We start from the raw sequence: 16,608 nt of genomic DNA on the forward strand, positions 1-16,608 counted from the left end.
GGCGTCTTCCGCGGTGAACGCCCCGGGGGCGATGGGGCCGACTCCAGGCGAGACGGCCTCCGCAGGCGACAGAAGCGGGCCCGATTCCGCAAGCCGTATTTTTCGCCCCCGGTCCCGGCCGGGCCCTCGCGCGGCGCCGGTCATTCCCTGCTGGCGCGGGCGGCCGCCCGCCAGGCCTGTGGCGTCGCGCCGCAAGGTGGTGCGCCGCCCGGATTCCTATATTGAAGCGCCGGACAGCCGATCAGGGAACGCTCGCCGATGCCGACTCCACGCCTCGACCGCCGAACGCTTCTCCGCGGGGCCGCCGCCGGCGGAGGGCTGTTGGGGCTGCAGGGCCTGCTGCCCGCCTGGGCGCAGACGGGATCGCCGGGCCTGCGCGCCGACCTGCCGACCCTGACCGGCCCCGACATCGGCCTGACCGTCGGACATTCGCCGTTCAGCGTGGGCGGCCGCACCGGCCATGCGGTGACCATCAACGGCATGCTGCCGGCCCCCCTGCTGCGCCTCCGCGAAGGCCAGGACGTCCGCCTGTCGGTGACCAACCGGCTCGAGGAGGACACCTCCATCCACTGGCACGGCCTGCTGGTGCCGTTCCAGATGGACGGCGTGCCCGGGGTCAGCTTCCCCGGCATCCGGGCGGGCGAGACCTTCGTCTACGAATTCCCGATCCGGCAGTCGGGCACCTTCTGGTACCACAGCCATTCGGGCCTGCAGGAGGCGCTCGGCCACTACGGCCCGATCGTCATCGACCCGGCCGGGGCGGACCCGGTCGGCTACGACCGCGAGCATGTGCTGGTCCTGTCGGACTGGAGCTTCATGCACCCGCACCAGATCCTCGACAAGCTCAAGAAGAGCCCGGGCTATTTCAACCGGCAACGCACCACCCTGGCGGGCCTGCTGGACGGCAGCGACGGCGTCAGTCTCGAGGAGCGCCGGATGTGGGGCGGGATGCGGATGGACCCGCGCGACATCCTCGACGTCACCGGCTCGACCTACACCTATCTGATCAACGGCCACGGCCCGCAGGAGAACTGGACGGGACTGTTCCGGCCCGGCGAGCGGGTGCGGCTGCGCATCATCAACGCCTCGGCCATGTCGATCTTCAACGTCCGCATTCCCAGCCTGGCCATGACCGTGGTCCAGGCCGACGGCGAGAACGTGCGCCCGGTCGAGGTCGACGAATTCCAGATCTCCGTCGCCGAGACCTATGACGTGATCGTCCGCCCGACCGGGGACCGGGCCTACACCATCGTCTCCGAGGCCATCGACCGCTCGGGCATGGGCCGCGCCACCCTGGCGCCGCGCCTGGGCATGACGGCCGAGGTCCCGCCGCTGCGCGAGGTCCCGACCCTGACCATGCGCGACATGGGCATGGGCGGCATGGACCACGGCGGCGCGGCCGGCGCGGCCGGAATGGACCACGGGGCCATGGCCGGCATGGATCACGGCGCCGCGGCGGCCGGGGGCGGGGGCGAGGCGGCCGGGGGCGGGGCGGCGATGTCGATGGCCGGCATGGACATGCGCGACCCCGAAAACGCGCCGCCGGACATGGCCGTGGGCGTCGGCGTGGACATGGTCGCCATGGATCCCGCCAACCGCATGGGCGAGCGGCCGACCGGGCTGGAGCGGGTCCCGCACCGGGTGCTGGTCTACACCGACCTGGTCTCGCTGCGGCCGAACCGGGACCGGCGTCCGCCGTCGCGGACCATGGAGATCCACCTGACCGGCAATATGGAGCGGTTCATGTGGGGGTTCGACGGCCGCAAATTCAGCGAACTGGTCGAGCCCATCCGTTTCGGGCGCGACGAACGGGTCCGCGTCACCCTGGTCAACGACACCATGATGGCCCACCCCATCCACCTGCACGGCCATTTCTTCGAACTGGTCACCGGCGGGCCGGCCGGGCATCAGCCCCTCAAGCACACCGTCAATGTGGCCCCCGGCGGCAAGGTCACCTTCGACCTGACCGCGGACAACCCCGGCGACTGGGCCTTCCACTGCCATTTGCTGCTGCATATGCACGCCGGCATGTTCAACGTGGTCACGGTGCGGCCGATGGAAGGGGGCGCACAGTGATCCGGTTCGCCCTGCTCCTCGCGCCGCTGGCCGTCGCCGCCGCCCCGCACGGCGCCCTGGCCCAGGACCCGCACGCCGGCCATGTCATGCCGCGCCCGGCCCCGACTCCAGCCCCGACTCCAGCCCCGGCTCCGGCCCCCGCCCCGGTCCAGGATCCGCATGCGGGCCATGCCATGCCGGCTCCCCCGACCCCGGCCGCCCAGGACCCTGACGCCGGTCAGCGGCCGCCGGACGCCGATCCCCACGCCGGCCACGGGCCGGCGGCGACGGCCGGGGGCCCGCCGGATGCGCCGACCAGCGCCGACGACCCGGGCCGGCCCGCCGAGCCGCCGGCTCCGGCCGCGGCCTTCGGCGGACCGGTCCATGCCGCGGACCTCGTCTTCGGCCCCGAGGCCATGGCCGCCTCGCGCCGGATCGTGCGGGCCGAACACGGCGATATCCGCACCACGGCCGTCATCGTCGATCGCCTCGAGGCGAGCTTCGGCGACTCCGGCGACGCCTGGCTCTGGGACGCCCAGGGCTGGAGCGGCGGCGACATCAACCGCTTCTGGTGGAAGTCCGAGGGCGACGGCGAGGGCGGCGACGTCGAGGAGGCCGCGCTGCAGGCCCTCTACAGCCGCGCCGTGGCGCCGTTCTGGGACGTCCAGGCCGGGCTGCGGCAGGACATCCGGGCGGACGGCCCCGACGCCACCCATCTGGTGATCGGCGTGCAGGGGCTGGCGCCCCACTGGTGGGAGGTCGACGCCGCCGCCTTCCTGTCGACCGACGGCGACCTGACCGCCCGCGTCGAGGCCGAATACGACCAGCGCATCACCCAGCGATGGATCCTCCAGCCGCGCCTCGGGATCGAGCTGTCCGCCGGCGACAGCCCCGAACTGGGCCTCGGCTCCGGCCTGTCCTCGGTCGAGGCCGGCCTGCGCCTGCGCTATGAAGTCCGCAGGGAGTTCGCCCCCTACGCCGGGGTCGAATGGAGCCGGGCCTTCGGCGCGGCCGCCGAGGCCCTCGAGGCGCGCGGAGGCGAGGCCGAGGACCTCCGTCTCGTCGTCGGCCTCAGGGCCTGGTTCTGATCGAACGCCGCCGCGGGGCGGCCCCGAGGTCGGCGTCTACCGGATCATATGGAAAACGCGCGCAAGGCGCCGGGCCGCCGCAACAGCGGAGAGCCCGGGTTCGCCGCTTCCCTACAGGCCTTCCGCCGGCTCCACCAGTGAGTAGGTGGTGCTCCGGCCGCCGCCCGCGTCCCTGACGAGGACGCCGCGCTCGACCAGATCGGTGATATCGCGCAGGGCGGTGTCGGTCGAGGTCTTGACAAGGGCGGCCCATTTCGAGGTGGTCAGCTTGCCCTCGAACCCATCCAGCAGCCGGTTCACCACCTTCGTCTGGCGCTCGCTCAAGGCCTGCCCCGCGAGGGCTTCCCAGAAGCGGGCCTTGCGCATGACGGCGCCGAGGATGGTCTCGGCGCCGTCGAAAGCGCCGTCGAGGCCGGCGAGGAACCACTCCAGCCAGGCGGTGACGTCGAGGTCGCCCTTCTGGGTCCGTTCCAGCATGGCGTAATAGGCCTGCCGCACCGTCCTGATCTGCGCCGACATGCTGTAGAAGCGCTGCGGGCTGCCCTCGGACCGGGCCAGGGCCATGTCGGCGATGGCGCGGGCGATGCGACCATTGCCGTCGTCGAACGGGTGGATGGTCACGAACCACAGGTGGGCGATGGCCGCCTTCAGCACCGGGTCGGTCGCGGCCGGCGCATTGAACCAGGTGAGGAAGGCGTCCATCCCGGCGTCGAGCCGGTCGGCCTCCGGCGCCTCGAAATGCACCCGCTCACGACCGACCGGGCCGGACACGACCCGCATCGGGCCCGGGGCCTCGGTTCGCCAGCCGCCGACGACGATCCTGGTCATGCCGCTGCGGCCGGTGGGGAACAGGGCGGCGTGCCAGTCGAACAGGCGCTCGCGGGTCAGGGGCTCTTCATAGCGCTGGGTGGCGTCCAGCATCATCTCGACCACGCCGTCGACGTGGCGGTCCGCCGGCGTCGGGGCGGCGATGTCCAGGCCCAGGCGGCGGGCGATGGAGGAGCGGACCTGGTCCTTGTCCAGCACCTCGCCCTCGATCTCGCTGGACCTGAGGACGTCCTCGGTCAGGGTGGCCAGCACGGCCTCGGCGCGCAGGTCGAAGCCCAGACCCTGCATCCGGCCGAGCAACCGGCCCTGCCGATGGCGCACGGCGGCCAGGCGGTCGGCGAGCGCGTCCATGCGCCACTCGAACCGGGGCCAGGCGTCCTGCTCATGGATGTATTCGGCCATTCACCGCATCTCTTGCGGAGAATATGGGCCACAATCGCCGCGGGGGCGATCACCGCATGAATTGCGGTGATCAGGTGCGAAATTCGCCGCAGGGACGTTTCCCGGGCCAATCATGGGCGAGGGCCCGACCTGCAGTGGGCCTGATCGCCATCAAGTCATTGAAAAGAATGGTGGACGCGACAGGGATTGAACCTGTGACCCCTACGATGTCAACGTAGTGCTCTCCCGCTGAGCTACGCGTCCGCCTTGACGGTCCCCGGGCGCCCGGGGACGGGAAGGCGCGGTCTATAACCCGGCGGCCTCGGCTCCCGCAAGGGCCATATTGGCGGGCCGCGCCGACCCGGCGCGGCGCGACTCGCCGGCTAGGCCGCCACCATCCGCTCGACCTCGCCGACCAGGTCGCGCAGATGCACCGGCTTGGACAGCACCTTGGCCTGGGGGCTGGCCTGGGCCGCCGACAGGGCGACGGCGGCGAAGCCGGTGATGAACATGATCCGGATGCCCGGCTGGCGCGCCGCGGCGACGCGGGCCACCTCGATGCCGTCGGCCCCGGGCATGACGATGTCGGTCAGCAGCAGGTCCCAGGGACCCTGGTCGAGCGCGTCGATGGCGTCGTCGCCGTTCTCGCAGTCGACCACCGAATGGCCGGCCCGCTCGAGCGCCCGCGTCAGGAAGCCCCGAAGCGAATGATCGTCCTCGGCCAGGAGAATGCGCGCCATGAAGATAATGCCCCGTCTTGTCAGCCGGAACGCTACGACGCGATCGGTAAACCCGCCATGAAAATCCCCGATACGGCGAAGCGGCCCGGGCGCGCGAACCTGTGGATCGATCGCCGAAACACGCTATGGGTCGGCCATGCGGGACAGCGGACAGGAGGCGGATCACGGCGCGGGCGAGGCCGCCTTCGCCCTGGTCGCGCCGGCGACGCCCGGACCGTTCGTCTTCGCCTCGCCGCATTCGGGCGACCTCTATCCGGCCGACATGGGCGCGGCGGCCGGACTCGATCCGGCCAGTCTGCGCAGCGCCGAGGACGCCCTCGTCGACCGGCTGGTCGCGCCTGGGCCGGCGGCCGGCGCGGCCCTGCTGCTGGGCCGGTTCGGCCGCGCCTACGTCGACCTGAACCGGGACCCGGAGGATCTCGACCCGGCCCTGATCGACGGCCTCGAGGGGCGGACCGCCTCGCCGCGGGCCGGGGCGGGCTACGGCGTCATTCCGCGCCTGACCGGCGACGGCCGGCCGCTCTATGACCGGCGGCTGGGCCGCGAGGAGGCGGCGGCCCGCATCGCCCGCGCCCACGCGCCCTATCACGCCGCCCTCGAGCGGCTGATGCGCGAGGCCCGCGCGCGGCACGGCGAGGCGGTGCTCATCGATTGGCATTCGATGCCGGCGCGGGCCGCCCAGGGGGCCGGCGGGGCGCGCGGGCCGGACGTGGTGCTCGGCGACCGGCACGGGGCCGCCTGCGCCGCCGACCTGACCCGGCGGCTGCGGCGCGCCTTCGAGGCGCTGGGCTGGCGGGTGGCGCTGAACCAGCCCTATTCCGGGGGCTGGACGACCCAGCGCTGGGGCCGGCCGGCCGAGGGCTTCCACGCCGTGCAGATCGAGCTGAACCGGGCCCTGTATCTGGACGAGGCGACGCTGAGGCCCGGCCGCGGATGGCCGCGCTGCGCCGCCGGGACGGCCCGGGTCATCGCCGCCCTGCTGGCCGGCCACGAACCGCTGGCGCGGACGTAAAAAAAGCCGCGCCCGAGGGCGCGGCTTGGAAAGTCTATAGGGAGGAAACGCCCAGGAAGGGCATGACGCCGCGAGGCGTCGAAAATCAATCTAGTGTGCAGCGCACAACGCGTCAACCGGATATTTTGCACCTGCGTTCACGCCCTGTAACGGAAAGCGCGGTCCCGAGGCCGTCGCAACCCAGAGCGCTTGCGAGACGGTGTCAGCGCGGCGGCAGGTGCGGCTCCAGCAACCGCCGCGCCGTGCGCACCGCGCGCGCCGCCGGCGACGCCGCCTGACGCCAGACCAGCAGGAGGAACACCGCCGCCGCCGCCAGCCCCAGCCACGCCGGCCCGAACAGCCAGGCGGCCGCGGCCAGGGCGAAATAATAGCCGCGCACGCCCTGGCTGAAGGCGCTGAGGGCCGGGTTGAGCAGGTCGGCCGCGGCCTCGCCGAGCGCCTGCCGATCGGCCTCGGCGTCCACCTCGGGCGCCGCCCCGATCAGCGCCAGGGCGTAGTTCATCTGGCGGATCGACCAGATGAAGTCGAGCAGGCCGCGGGCGAGACAGACCAGCACCAGGGCCAGCCTGGCCTCGAGAATCCGGGTCGGCACCGTGTCCGTCCCGACCGAGGCCAGGCCCTGCAGGGCCTGGTCGCCGCCGAACAGCACGCTGGCCACCGCCGCGATCAGCAGCAGGTTGGTCGAGGCGAAGAAGCCGGCGGAGTTGATGGTGTGGCCCATCAGCTGGCTGTCGACGATCCGCACCTCGCGGTGGGTCATGACCCTCATCCAGGCCCGCCGGACCACGATCATGTCGTCGTTCAGCGAACCGCTGCGCCGGGCCAGCCCGGCCAGAAGCGGCCCGTAGCCGAGCCAGCAGACAAGGAAGAAGGCCAGCGCCAGGCCGTCGGGGATGGTCATGACCGCTCCAATTCGCTCCTGCTCGCCGTCGTGGCCCCGGGAACCGGCCGGGGCAAGTCCGCCTTGCGTCGGGCGTCTTGCGCGCCTATCACCCCGGCCTCCCCGTACCGCACTGCACCATAGGCGAGTCCGTCATGAACATCGACGCCATCCCCGCCGGCCCCAACCCGCCCTGGGACGTCAACGTGGTCATCGAGATCCCGCAGGGCGGCCTGCCGGTCAAATACGAGATGGACAAGGCCTCCGGGGCGCTGTTCGTCGACCGCTTCCTGCACACCGCCATGTACTATCCGGGCAACTACGGCTTCATTCCGCACACCCTGTCGGACGACGGCGACCCCTGCGACGTCATCGTGCTGAATCCGACGCCCGTGGTGCCCGGCTGCATCATCCGCTCACGTCCGATCGGGGTGCTGAAGATGGCGGACGAGGCCGGCGGGGACGAGAAGATCCTGGCCGTGCCGGTCGACAAGCTGAACCCCTATTACACCGACATCGCCAGCTACCGTCAGCTGCCGGCCATACTGGTCGAGCAGATCGAGCATTTCTTCACCCGCTACAAGGATCTGGAGAAGGGCAAGGCGGTCACGGTCAAGGGCTGGGGCGACGCCGGCGAGGCGGCCGAACTGATCGCCGCCGGCATGCGCGCGCACCAGGACAGGCTGAAGGCCGCCGCCGGCTCCGCCGACGCCGCCTGAGCCGCGCCGGGCGGCCGCGTCAGGGCCGTTCGACGCACATCGCCACGCCCATGCCGCCGCCGATGCACAGGGTGGCCAGGCCGCGGCGGGCGTCGCGCCGCTTCATCTCGTGCAGCAGGGTGGTCAGGATGCGGGCCCCCGAAGCCCCGATCGGATGTCCGATGGCGATGGCGCCGCCGTTCACATTGACCTTGTCCGGGTCCAGTCCGAGCTCCCTCAGTACACAGAGCGACTGCGCCGCGAAGGCCTCGTTCGACTCCGCCAGATCGAGGTCGGCGACGCTCCAGCCGGCCCTTTCGAGCGCCTTGCGCGAGGCCGGGATCGGGCCCGTGCCCATCAGCGCCGGGTCGACGCCGGCCGTGGCCGCGGCGGCGATGCGGGCCAGCGGCTCCAGCCCGCGGGCCCGGGCCTGGTCGGCGCCCATCAGCACCAGGGCCGCGGCGCCGTCGTTGAGCCCCGAGGCGTTGGCGGCCGTCACCGTGCCCTCCTTCGAGAAGGCCGGGCGCAGCGAGGCCATGGCCTCCAGCGTGGCGCCGTGGCGGATGTATTCGTCGCGGTCGACGATGGTGTCGCCCTTCCTCGAGGCCACGGTCACCGGCGCGATCTCGGCGTCGAACCGCCCGGCCTTCTGGGCCGCCTCGGCCCTGTGCTGGCTGGCCACGGCGAAGGCGTCCTGCTCTCCCCGGCCGATGCCGAAGCGCTCGGCGACGTTCTCGGCCGTCTGGCCCATGTGATAGCCGTTGAACGCGTCCCACAGGCCGTCGCGGATCATGGTGTCGACGAAGGCCAGGTCGCCCATTTTGTGACCCGTCCGCAGGTGCTGGGCGTGCGGCGCCTGGCTCATGCTCTCCTGGCCGCCGGCGACGACGATGCGCGCCTCGCCGAGGGCGATCTGCTGGGCGGCGACCGCCACCGCCCGCAGGCCGGAGCCGCAGATCTGGTTCAGGCTCCAGGCCGGGACCTCCTGCGGGACGCCCGCCCCCATGGCGGCCTGGCGCGCCGGCCCCTGGCCCGCCGCCGCCTGCAGCACATGGCCGAGGATGACCTCGTCGACCTCCTCGGCGCCGACGCCGGCCCGTTCCAGCGCCGCCCGGATGGCGACCTCGCCGAGCTTCGACGCGGGCAGGCCGGACAGGGCGCCGAGAAACGATCCGACCGGCGTGCGCGCCGCGGAGACGATGACCACTTCGACAGACATTTGAACGAACCTCGGAAGGCGGCGCTGCGACGGGGAGGCGTTAGGCCGCGGGAAACAATTCGTGCCGTTTCTGCCGCATCCCGCGCCTTTCGTCACCCTCGTCGCGGCTGTTCAGCCGATGGTCATCGCCGCCGCCCATGCTGCGGGGAACGAAAAACGGAGCCAAGGGCTTGATGGGGCCATGCTCAAGCGGATGAAGACGATTCTCGGCCGGGTCTGCGTTCCCGACGAGCTCGACATGATCGAGCACTACCGCACGCCGGCCGAAAGGACCGCCGACCTGGTCGTTCACGTCGTCGGCCTGACCCTGGCCGCGGTCGGGGGCGTCGTCCTGGCGGTGCTGGCGGCGCTGTATTCCGGCGTCGGCGCGGTCGTGGCCACGGCCGCCTACGCCCTGTGCCTGATCGTCATGCTGACGGTCTCGACCATCTACAACCAGACCCGGCCCTGCGCCGCCCGCCCGATCCTGCGCCGCATGGACGAGGCCGCCATCTTCCTGATGATCGCCGGCAGCTACACCCCCTTCACCACCCAGCGTTTCGAGGGCGCCTGGTCGGTCGGCTTCACCCTGCTGGTCTGGGCCGTGGCCCTGGGCGGCGTCTTCGTCAAGCTGATCGCGCCGCGCCTCTCGGACGCCTTCTGGAGCGCGGTCTACATCGGCTTCGGCTGGCTGGCGGTGCTGGCGCTCAAGCCGATGATCGAGACCGTCCACCCGATCGCCTTGGCCCTGCTGGTCGCCGGCGGCCTGATCTACACCGCCGGGGTGTTCGTCTTCATCAGCCCCCGGGTGAAGTTCCGGCGGGCCATCTGGCACGCCTTCGTCGTCACCGGCGCCATGACCCACTGGGCGGCGGTGCTGGTCGGCGTGGTCCTGGCCCCCGCGGCGCTCGGCTAGACATTCGCGTGCGCGGCGCAGCATAGTGCGGCATTGCAACAGGATCGGGGACCGCGCGTGGCCGACAAGAAGCCCGGAGCCGGCGACACCGTCGTCATCAAGAAATACGCCAACCGGCGGCTCTACAACACCGCCACCTCCGCCTATGTCACGCTTGAGGACCTCGCCCGCATGGTGCGCGACGGGGTCGATTTCGTGGTCTACGACGCCAAGACCAACGACGACCTGACCCGCCAGATACTGACCCAGATCATCTTCGAGGAGGAGAGCCGCGGCGAGGCCCTGCTGCCGGTCCAGTTCCTGCGCCAGCTGATCGGCTTCTACGGCGGCCAGATGCAGGGGGTGCTGCCCAGCTATCTGGAGATGTCGCTCGATAGCTTCAGCCGCCAGCAGGAGCAGATGCGCGGCCAGTTCTCCAAGGCCTTCGGGGCCGCGCCCGGCGTCGGCCTGATCGACGAGGCGGTCAAGCGCAACATGGCCATGTTCGCCGAGGCCATGAAGATGTGGCCGGGCTTCGGCCCCGCCGGGATGGCGCGCCCGGCCGCGTCGCCGCCGCCCGAACCGGCCGACGCCGATCCCCTGGCCGAAATGCGCCGCCAGATGGACGAGATGCGGGACCGGCTCGACAAGCTCTCCCGCGCCCCCGGCAAGGCCGGCTGAGCATGGCCGACGACGTCCGCCCCGTCGGCCCGGTCCAGCGCCGCGACGAGCGCCGCGAGCGCGACCGCCGCGCCGCCGAACGCCGGGCCGCCTCGGCCTCCCGCGCCCTCGTTCCGGCCGACTTCCCCGCCGAACCCGCCGGGGCCCCGGCAAGACCTGCCCCCGCGCCGGCCTCCGACGCCTCGGCCGCCGCCTTCGCCGCCCAGATGATCGGCCAGACCGGCCAGAGGCGCGGCCTCAAGGGCGGCCCGCCGGTGCTGGACGCGGCCCGCTCGGCCTATCTGGGGAATGCGTATTCCGGCGCCGCCGAGCGGCGGCCGAAGCCGGGCAAGGCCCGCGACACCGACGTCTGAACGTCCGGCACGGTTTTTGCTGACGGAAGGCCCGAACGCCTCCGTCCGGGACCGCCGCCATGCTGACCTTCCTCGCCCGCACCGTCGACGTCGCCGTCGTCGCCCTGATCTTCGTCGCCTTCAGCTGACCTTGCGCCGGCGTCGCCGCGAAGCTAAGGACCGCCCCGTCATCGGGGAGTAGCCGCCCGCGCCTCCAGCGGGGTTCGCGTCAACATGCTTCCTCTCCCGGAGAGGATGGCGCGGGAAGTTTCGGGGCCTCAAGCAGCGAGCGACCGCGTCGCCAGCGTCAGGCCCCGCCAGCACGGCAAGACCGCTGGCATTCGCAGGGGATTTCCACGCGGAGCCCGGCTGCGAACGCCACAGGTCCGCCCGCCGGGGCTCCGCGCACGAAGACGATTTGAACGCCTTCCTGATCTCCACCGGCCTCGTCTCCCTCGCGGAGATCGGCGACAAGACCATGCTGCTGGCCATCGTGCTGGCCGCGGCGTGGCGGCGGCCGCTGCCGATCCTGCTCGGTATTCTCGCCGCCACCCTGGCCAACCACGCCTTCGCCGCCCTCGCCGGCACGGTGCTGGGGCATTTCATGGAGGGCGAGTGGGTGCGCTGGGCCGTCGGCCTGGCCTTCCTCGGCTTCGCCGTCTGGGCCCTGGTCCCCGACCGCTTCGAGGAGGCGCCGGACACCACCGAAAAGACCTTCTCCGGCGTGTTCTGGACCACCACCGCCGCCTTCTTCGTCATCGAGATGGGCGACAAGACCCAGGTCGCCACCGCCGTCCTCGCCGCCCGGTTCCAGTCCCTGCCGCTGGTCGTCGCGGGATCGACCCTGGGCATGATGCTGGTCAACGCCCCGGCGGTGTTGCTCGGCGAGGCGGCGGCGAGGCGGCTGCCGCTGAAATGGATCCGCGCCGTCGCCGCGGCGGGTTTCGCGGCGACGGGGGTTTGGGTGCTGGCCCGGGGCTGATAGAAGAGCCCACCTCCCGGAAAGCCCGACATTTCATGCATCTTCTCCTACGCCTCGTCGCAGCGGCCGTTCTGGCTGTCCTGCTGGCCCTGATGATCGGGCCGTACCAGAATATCGAGTCCGCCAGCCGGGTCTGGGACAAGGCGGCGCATTTCATCGCCTTCGGCCTGATCCTGTGGAGCCTGGGCGTCCTGTTCCGGCGCCTGCGTCGGACCTGGGCGGCCGCCTCGGCGGTCGCCATCGGCGGAGCTGTCGAGATCGTCCAGCAATTCACCGGCCGCGACCCGAGCTGGGGCGATCTTCTCGCCGACATCCTCGGCGTGGCCTCGGCCCTGGCCTTGTGGGCCCTGTGGCGCGGCTTCCGCCCGCGCGAGGCGTTTCAGACCTCGAACACCCGGTAGGGAGTGTCGCCCAGCGCCTTCAGCACCGGCAGGGCCACATTGTAGACCGGCGTGCCCTTGTTGGTCCGGCCCTCGGGCGCGCCGCGGTGGGCGTGGCCGTGCACCACCAGGCTGATGTTGTCGTAGCGGTCGATGGTCTCGCCCAGCCGCGACGAGCCGAGGAAGGCGTGGATCTCCGGCGGCTCGCCCATCACCGTGTCGACCACCGGCGAATAGTGCAGCACCACCACCGACCGCTCGGTCCTCAGCATACGGATCGAGTTCTCGATGTGGTTGGCGTCCTCGACCGCCTCCTGCACGAAGCTCTTGATCGCGGCCTCGCCGAACGGGCTGAGCATGTAGCGGCCGAAGCCGCCGATGAAGCCCTTGCCGCCGGCGAAACCGACGCCGTCGATCTCCCAGGCCTGGCCGGTCAGCATCCTGACCCCGGCCTCGCACAGCAGCCGCGTCACCTCCTCCGGCTGGCCGCATTCGTGCTCGTGGTTGCCGAGCACCCCGACCATCGGAATCTTGCAGCCGCGAATGTCCTCCAGCAGGATTTCGACCTCGCGCGTCTTGCCGAAATTGGTCAGGTCGCCGCACAGGCACAGCACGTCGGCGTCCTCATGGACCCGGTCGAACAGCTCGCGGTGCGGCCGGTCGTGGGCCTCGCCGACGTGCAGGTCGCCGACCGCGGCCACGCGCAGCCGCCTCGACGGCCCCGGCTCCAGGCCCGGCTGCGGCGTCTGCGGATCGGTGTGGGCGGCCCCGTCCGGCGCCTCAGTGGGTGGATTCATGCCGCTCCTCCAGGCCCTTGCCGACGACGTCGCCGAAACCCCATTCGGTGATGTCGGCGATATAGTCGCGCGGGCTGAACAGCCGCCCGCGGCAGACCTTGACCCGCGGCGCCGGCAGATTGACCTGGGCGTGCAGCCGCCCGGTCAGTTCGGTCATCAGCCAGGTCGGCACCCGGTCCCGCTCGGTCGGATAGGCGAAGCGGAAATTGAGCAGATGGGCCATCAGCACCTCCCAGTAGAGGTCCATCTGATCGAGCAGGAATTTCCAGTCGATCGCCGCCGACTGTTTGAGGATCACATGGTTCACGTCCGCGCCGTCGTAGCGGTAGCGGTCCTGGATGAAGACCTTCGACAGGATCAGCGCCGTCGGCGGGGTGATCCCGACCTCATGGCCGTAGACCTCGATCACATCCGCGCCGAACCAGCTGTCGCTGACCGCTATGGTGCCGTTCGACATGGCGAAGATCACGTCGAAGAAATGCTCGTCCTTCCACACCTTGGCGATCCAGCGCTCGTCCTCGACGTCGGTGCGGTAGCCGCGCGCCTGGAAGAAGGCGAGGATGCGCGGATAGTCGCCCGGCTTGCAGAACACGTCGAGATCCTTGGTCGGCCGGCGGATGCCCGTATAGGCCGTCACCGCATAGGTGCCGGACAGCAGGAACGGGATGCCGCTCTGCTGCAGCAGGCCCAGGGCCTCCTCGTAGAAGGCGACCGCCTCCTCCGGCGGGTGGAAGCTCGGGTCGGCGACGGTGTCTGACATGGGCTGCGGACCCTCGGGGGCGAGGGACTGGAAACGGTCGCGGTTGCGCGCCGGTTCCTTGCCGCCCCGGCCGCCATGCATCTGATTTGTTTACGGTCAGGCCTTACCGGTAGCCGTTCGGGAGTGACCGGAGGGGGTCGGTTTGCAAGGTCGTTGGCGTCTGTTCAGGCACGACGCGGGCCGCGTCGCCGGTCCGCCCGCCTGGGCCTATGTGATCCTGTACGCCCTGGCCATGGGGCTGGGCTACTGGACGTTGGCGCGGTTCGGCACCGCCACGGTCTGGCTGGCCACCGGCGTCGTCACCGCCGCCCTGCTGCAGCTGCACCGCCGCCCCGCCCTGGCGGTGCTGGCCGCCTGCGCGGCCCTGGACGTCCTGATCAACGCCATGCGCGGCGGCGGCTGGACCGCCCTTTTCGTCAACACCCTGATCAACGTCGGCACGGCCATGGTCGCCGCCGTGCTGGCGCGGCGGGTCTGCGGCGCCGCCCTCGACCTGCGCCGGCCGGGCCGGCTGGCCCGCTTCGCCCTGCTGGCCGCGGCCCCCGCCGCCGTCGGGTCGATGCTCATCGGCATGGGCGTCCTCGCCCTGCTCCGGCCGCTGCCGTGGGCGATCTGGGCCTTTCATCTCCAGAACTACATCGCCATCGAACTGCTCGGCCTCCTGCTGGTCACGCCGGTGCTGCTGCTGCTGGCGCGGCGTCACCGTTTCGAGGCCGCCGCCCCGGCGGGGCGGCCCGAGAGCATCGCCCTGCTCGGGCTGATGCTCGCCGCCACGGCCGTCGTCTTCTGGCAGGACGACGCTCCGCTGATGTTCCTCGTCGCGCCGCCGATGATGCTGGTCGGCCTTCGGCTGTCGCCGACCTGGACGGCCGGCGCCCTGATCGCGCTCGCCCTGGTCAGCGGCGCCGCCACCCTGCTCGGCCACGGCCCTGTTCACCTCAGCCGCATCGCCGAGACGCCGGGGCTGGAGAGCATACCGCCGATGGTTCGGCGGCTGGGGGGCTACAACCTGTTCCTGCTGGCCATGGTGATCACCATCCTGCCGCTCAGCACGGTGATGACCGAGCGCCGGCGCCTCGAGGCCCGGCTGCGCGCCCGCACCGCCGCCGCCCAGGAGGCCCGCCGCGTGGCCGAGAACGCCGCCGCCGCCCGTTCGCGCTTCCTGGCCATGATGAGCCACGAGATGCGCACCCCGCTGAACGGCGTGGCCGGCTTCGCCGACCTGCTCGCCGGCCGCTCCGACCTCGACGCCGGGGCGGTGCGCCAGGCGCGCCAGATCCGCGAGTCCAGCGACGGCCTGCTGATGCTGGTCGAGGACATCCTCGACTTCGCGCGCGGCGAATACGCCGTCTCGCCCGAGCCGCTGGACCTCGCCGCCGTCGCCCGCGAGGCCATGGGCGCCAGCCGCGCCGCCGCCGACGCCCTGGGCCTGACCCTGGCCATCGACGACCGCCTGCCGTCGCGTTCACGCTTCCACTGCGACCGGCGCGCCCTGCGCCAGGCCCTGCATCCGCTGATTGCAAACGCGGTCAAATTCACCAGCGAGGGCGGGGTGTCGGTGCGGCTCGACCGGGCCGGCGACGGCGTCGTCATCCGCGTCTCCGACACCGGCTGCGGCATCGAGCCGGCCCACCACGCCCAGCTTTTCGAGGCCTTCTCCCAGGCCGACGCCTCGACCAGCCGGCTGCACGAGGGGGCGGGCCTGGGCCTGGCCCTGGTGGCGCGCCACGCCCACCGGCTGGGCGGCCGCGTCGAGGTCGACAGCCGTCCGGGCGAGGGCTCGACCTTCACCCTGCACCTGCCGCTGAGCCGCGCGCCGGACGCGGCCGTGGAGACGCCCGCGCCGGCGGCGGCGGCCCCCGAACCCGGGGCCGGCTTCGGCGCGGCGGCGACGCCCGGGCCCCCGCCCCGGGTGCTGGTCGTCGACGACCATCCGGTCAATCGCGAGGTCGCCCGCATCATGCTCCAGGCCTTCGGCTGCGAAGTCATCGAGGCCTGCGACGGCCATGAGGCGGTCGCCGCCGCCGCCGGGGCCGGGGCCGCCATCGACCTGGCCCTGATGGACGTGCGCATGCCGCGCATGGACGGGCTGGAGGCCACCCGCCGCATCCGCGCCCTGCCCGGCGCCTCGGCCGAGGCGCCCATCGTGGCCATGACCGCCGACGCCATGCCCGAGGACGTGGCCCGCTGCCTCGCCGCCGGCATGAACGGCCATCTGGCCAAGCCGGTCAGCCAGGCCGCCCTGTTCGCCATCGTCTCCCGCGCCCTCGCCGGCGACCTGCCCCCCGCCGCCGCGCCGGCCGAAGCGGCCTGAGAGGGGCGGGCGGCGACGGCGGCCCCGGGCCCCGAACCTTCCTGCCGCGCTCCGCGATCCCCGGGACCGGCGGGACCGGCCCCGGGAAGCCGCGAAACGCCGCCGTTCGGACGTCCGCCTCGTCCCCGGCTTCTCCCCGGAAGCTTCGTCGCCACCTACCACATCTAGCGGTCGCGGAAAATGTGATCGCAATATAGCCGCATTCCGGCTTGGCGAACGGTCCCCGGAGTCGCATGGTTGCGACCACCTTCCGGATTCGCCGACAGAGTTGCCTCAATGAACGCGCACGCCCCCGTCACCGCCCCGACCGCCGGCCTGCTGACCGCCTCGGCCGCCTACAAGCCGTTCCGCTATCCGTGGGCCTTCGACATGTGGAAGAAGCAGCAGCAGGTCCACTGGATGCCCGAGGAGGTGCCGCTGGGCGAGGACTGCAAGGACTGGGCGGCCAATCTGACGCCGTCGGAACGCAATCTGCTGACCCAGATCTTCCGCTTCTTCACCCAGGCCGACATCGAGGTCCAGGACAACTACATGGAGCGCTACGGTCGGGTGTTCAAACCGACCGAGGTCAAGATGATGCTGGCCTC

The 16,608-nt window shown here is 71.7% G+C and carries 17 protein-coding genes and 1 tRNA gene; 11 read left to right on the top strand and 7 right to left on the bottom strand.

The annotated features are described in order from the left end of the window. The first annotated feature begins 258 nt into the window (after window positions 1–258). Window positions 259–2,076, top strand: coding sequence for a copper resistance system multicopper oxidase (locus Q0588_RS12585; protein ID WP_298746630.1), 1,818 nt, complete (start codon window positions 259–261; stop codon window positions 2,074–2,076). Beyond that, window positions 2,073–3,143, top strand: a complete 1,071-nt coding sequence (locus Q0588_RS12590; protein WP_298746633.1) for a copper resistance protein B — start codon at window positions 2,073–2,075, stop codon at window positions 3,141–3,143. The genes Q0588_RS12585 and Q0588_RS12590 overlap by 4 nt, the downstream gene beginning before the upstream one ends. 111 nt (window positions 3,144–3,254) lie before the next feature. On the opposite strand, the gene Q0588_RS12595 is transcribed toward Q0588_RS12590, so the two are convergent. From Q0588_RS12595 to cpdR, 3 genes are all read right to left on the bottom strand, one after another. Further along, window positions 3,255–4,373: a Fic family protein gene (locus Q0588_RS12595; RefSeq protein ID WP_298746635.1), complete on the bottom strand. Its 1,119-nt coding sequence runs from the start codon at window positions 4,371–4,373 to the stop codon at window positions 3,255–3,257. Window positions 4,374–4,541: 168 nt separating this feature from the next. Then, window positions 4,542–4,616: transfer RNA gene (locus tag Q0588_RS12600), tRNA-Val, on the bottom strand. A gap of 119 nt (window positions 4,617–4,735) precedes the next feature. Next, window positions 4,736–5,092, bottom strand: coding sequence for a cell cycle two-component system response regulator CpdR (cpdR, locus tag Q0588_RS12605; protein ID WP_056616494.1), 357 nt, complete (start codon window positions 5,090–5,092; stop codon window positions 4,736–4,738). A gap of 136 nt (window positions 5,093–5,228) precedes the next feature. On the opposite strand from cpdR, the gene Q0588_RS12610 reads away from it, so the two are divergent. Then, entirely contained in the window at window positions 5,229–6,104 is an 876-nt protein-coding gene (locus Q0588_RS12610; RefSeq protein WP_298746641.1) for an N-formylglutamate amidohydrolase, read from the top strand. 202 nt (window positions 6,105–6,306) lie between these two features. Here Q0588_RS12610 and Q0588_RS12615 read toward each other — a convergent pair whose 3' ends face one another. After that, window positions 6,307–7,005 carry a DUF599 family protein gene (locus Q0588_RS12615; protein WP_298746644.1) on the bottom strand — a complete coding sequence of 233 codons (699 nt, stop codon included), beginning with the start codon at window positions 7,003–7,005 and terminating at the stop codon, window positions 6,307–6,309. A 134-nt stretch (window positions 7,006–7,139) separates the two neighbouring features. Between Q0588_RS12615 and ppa the strand changes: the two genes are divergently transcribed. Beyond that, complete coding sequence (ppa, locus tag Q0588_RS12620; RefSeq protein ID WP_298746646.1) at window positions 7,140–7,703, top strand: inorganic diphosphatase; 564 nt, start codon at window positions 7,140–7,142, stop codon at window positions 7,701–7,703. Window positions 7,704–7,722: 19 nt separating this feature from the next. Here ppa and Q0588_RS12625 read toward each other — a convergent pair whose 3' ends face one another. Further along, entirely contained in the window at window positions 7,723–8,901 is a 1,179-nt protein-coding gene (locus Q0588_RS12625) for an acetyl-CoA C-acetyltransferase (protein ID WP_298746649.1), read from the bottom strand. Window positions 8,902–9,082: 181 nt separating this feature from the next. Between Q0588_RS12625 and Q0588_RS12630 the strand changes: the two genes are divergently transcribed. The 5 genes from Q0588_RS12630 to Q0588_RS12650 all read left to right on the top strand — a co-directional run bounded on the left by Q0588_RS12630 (window position 9,083) and on the right by Q0588_RS12650 (window position 12,171). Next, window positions 9,083–9,796 (top strand): hemolysin III family protein, encoded by a 714-nt coding sequence (locus Q0588_RS12630; RefSeq protein WP_298746676.1) that lies wholly within the window; start codon window positions 9,083–9,085, stop codon window positions 9,794–9,796. A gap of 57 nt (window positions 9,797–9,853) precedes the next feature. Further along, window positions 9,854–10,456 carry a polyhydroxyalkanoate synthesis repressor PhaR gene (gene phaR / locus Q0588_RS12635; protein ID WP_298746652.1) on the top strand — a complete coding sequence of 201 codons (603 nt, stop codon included), beginning with the start codon at window positions 9,854–9,856 and terminating at the stop codon, window positions 10,454–10,456. Window positions 10,457–10,458: 2 nt separating this feature from the next. After that, window positions 10,459–10,809: a hypothetical protein gene (locus Q0588_RS12640; RefSeq protein WP_298746655.1), complete on the top strand. Its 351-nt coding sequence runs from the start codon at window positions 10,459–10,461 to the stop codon at window positions 10,807–10,809. Between the two features lie 397 nt (window positions 10,810–11,206). Beyond that, window positions 11,207–11,770, top strand: a complete 564-nt coding sequence (locus Q0588_RS12645) for a TMEM165/GDT1 family protein (RefSeq protein ID WP_298746657.1) — start codon at window positions 11,207–11,209, stop codon at window positions 11,768–11,770. A 35-nt stretch (window positions 11,771–11,805) separates the two neighbouring features. Next, entirely contained in the window at window positions 11,806–12,171 is a 366-nt protein-coding gene (locus Q0588_RS12650; RefSeq protein ID WP_298746660.1) for a VanZ family protein, read from the top strand. Here the strand turns inward: Q0588_RS12650 and Q0588_RS12655 are convergent. Both Q0588_RS12655 and Q0588_RS12660 read right to left on the bottom strand, forming a co-directional pair. Then, entirely contained in the window at window positions 12,150–12,947 is a 798-nt protein-coding gene (locus tag Q0588_RS12655) for a metallophosphoesterase (protein ID WP_298746664.1), read from the bottom strand. The genes Q0588_RS12650 and Q0588_RS12655 overlap by 22 nt on opposite strands. Then, a complete protein-coding gene (locus Q0588_RS12660; RefSeq protein ID WP_298746667.1) occupies window positions 12,931–13,707 on the bottom strand; it encodes a hypothetical protein in 777 nt (258 codons plus the stop codon). Before Q0588_RS12660 ends, Q0588_RS12655 begins: the two co-directional genes overlap by 17 nt. A 142-nt stretch (window positions 13,708–13,849) precedes the next feature. Between Q0588_RS12660 and Q0588_RS12665 the strand changes: the two genes are divergently transcribed. Together Q0588_RS12665 and Q0588_RS12670 are read left to right on the top strand one after the other, a co-directional pair. Further along, window positions 13,850–16,021, top strand: coding sequence for an ATP-binding protein (locus tag Q0588_RS12665; RefSeq protein ID WP_298746670.1), 2,172 nt, complete (start codon window positions 13,850–13,852; stop codon window positions 16,019–16,021). 276 nt (window positions 16,022–16,297) lie between these two features. After that, a partial coding sequence (locus Q0588_RS12670; protein WP_298746673.1) for a ribonucleotide-diphosphate reductase subunit beta occupies window positions 16,298–16,608 on the top strand: 311 nt, incomplete at its 3' end.

Source organism: uncultured Brevundimonas sp., from assembly GCF_937870815.1.
In the GTDB taxonomy this organism is placed as follows: Bacteria; Pseudomonadota; Alphaproteobacteria; order Caulobacterales; family Caulobacteraceae; genus Brevundimonas.

Excerpts from the sequence above, each read along its gene's own strand:
- Q0588_RS12585 (WP_298746630.1), top strand. The coding sequence starts at position 259 with ATGCCGACTCCACGCCTCGACCGCCGAACGCTTCTCCGCGGGGCCGCC.
- Q0588_RS12595 (WP_298746635.1), bottom strand. The coding sequence starts at position 4,373 with ATGGCCGAATACATCCATGAGCAGGACGCCTGGCCCCGGTTCGAGTGG.
- cpdR (WP_056616494.1), bottom strand. The coding sequence starts at position 5,092 with ATGGCGCGCATTCTCCTGGCCGAGGACGATCATTCGCTTCGGGGCTTC.
- Q0588_RS12610 (WP_298746641.1), top strand. The coding sequence starts at position 5,229 with ATGCGGGACAGCGGACAGGAGGCGGATCACGGCGCGGGCGAGGCCGCC.
- Q0588_RS12615 (WP_298746644.1), bottom strand. The coding sequence starts at position 7,005 with ATGACCATCCCCGACGGCCTGGCGCTGGCCTTCTTCCTTGTCTGCTGG.
- ppa (WP_298746646.1), top strand. The coding sequence starts at position 7,140 with ATGAACATCGACGCCATCCCCGCCGGCCCCAACCCGCCCTGGGACGTC.
- Q0588_RS12625 (WP_298746649.1), bottom strand. The coding sequence starts at position 8,901 with ATGTCTGTCGAAGTGGTCATCGTCTCCGCGGCGCGCACGCCGGTCGGA.
- Q0588_RS12630 (WP_298746676.1), top strand. The coding sequence starts at position 9,083 with ATGCTCAAGCGGATGAAGACGATTCTCGGCCGGGTCTGCGTTCCCGAC.
- Q0588_RS12640 (WP_298746655.1), top strand. The coding sequence starts at position 10,459 with ATGGCCGACGACGTCCGCCCCGTCGGCCCGGTCCAGCGCCGCGACGAG.
- Q0588_RS12650 (WP_298746660.1), top strand. The coding sequence starts at position 11,806 with ATGCATCTTCTCCTACGCCTCGTCGCAGCGGCCGTTCTGGCTGTCCTG.
- Q0588_RS12655 (WP_298746664.1), bottom strand. The coding sequence starts at position 12,947 with ATGAATCCACCCACTGAGGCGCCGGACGGGGCCGCCCACACCGATCCG.
- Q0588_RS12660 (WP_298746667.1), bottom strand. The coding sequence starts at position 13,707 with ATGTCAGACACCGTCGCCGACCCGAGCTTCCACCCGCCGGAGGAGGCG.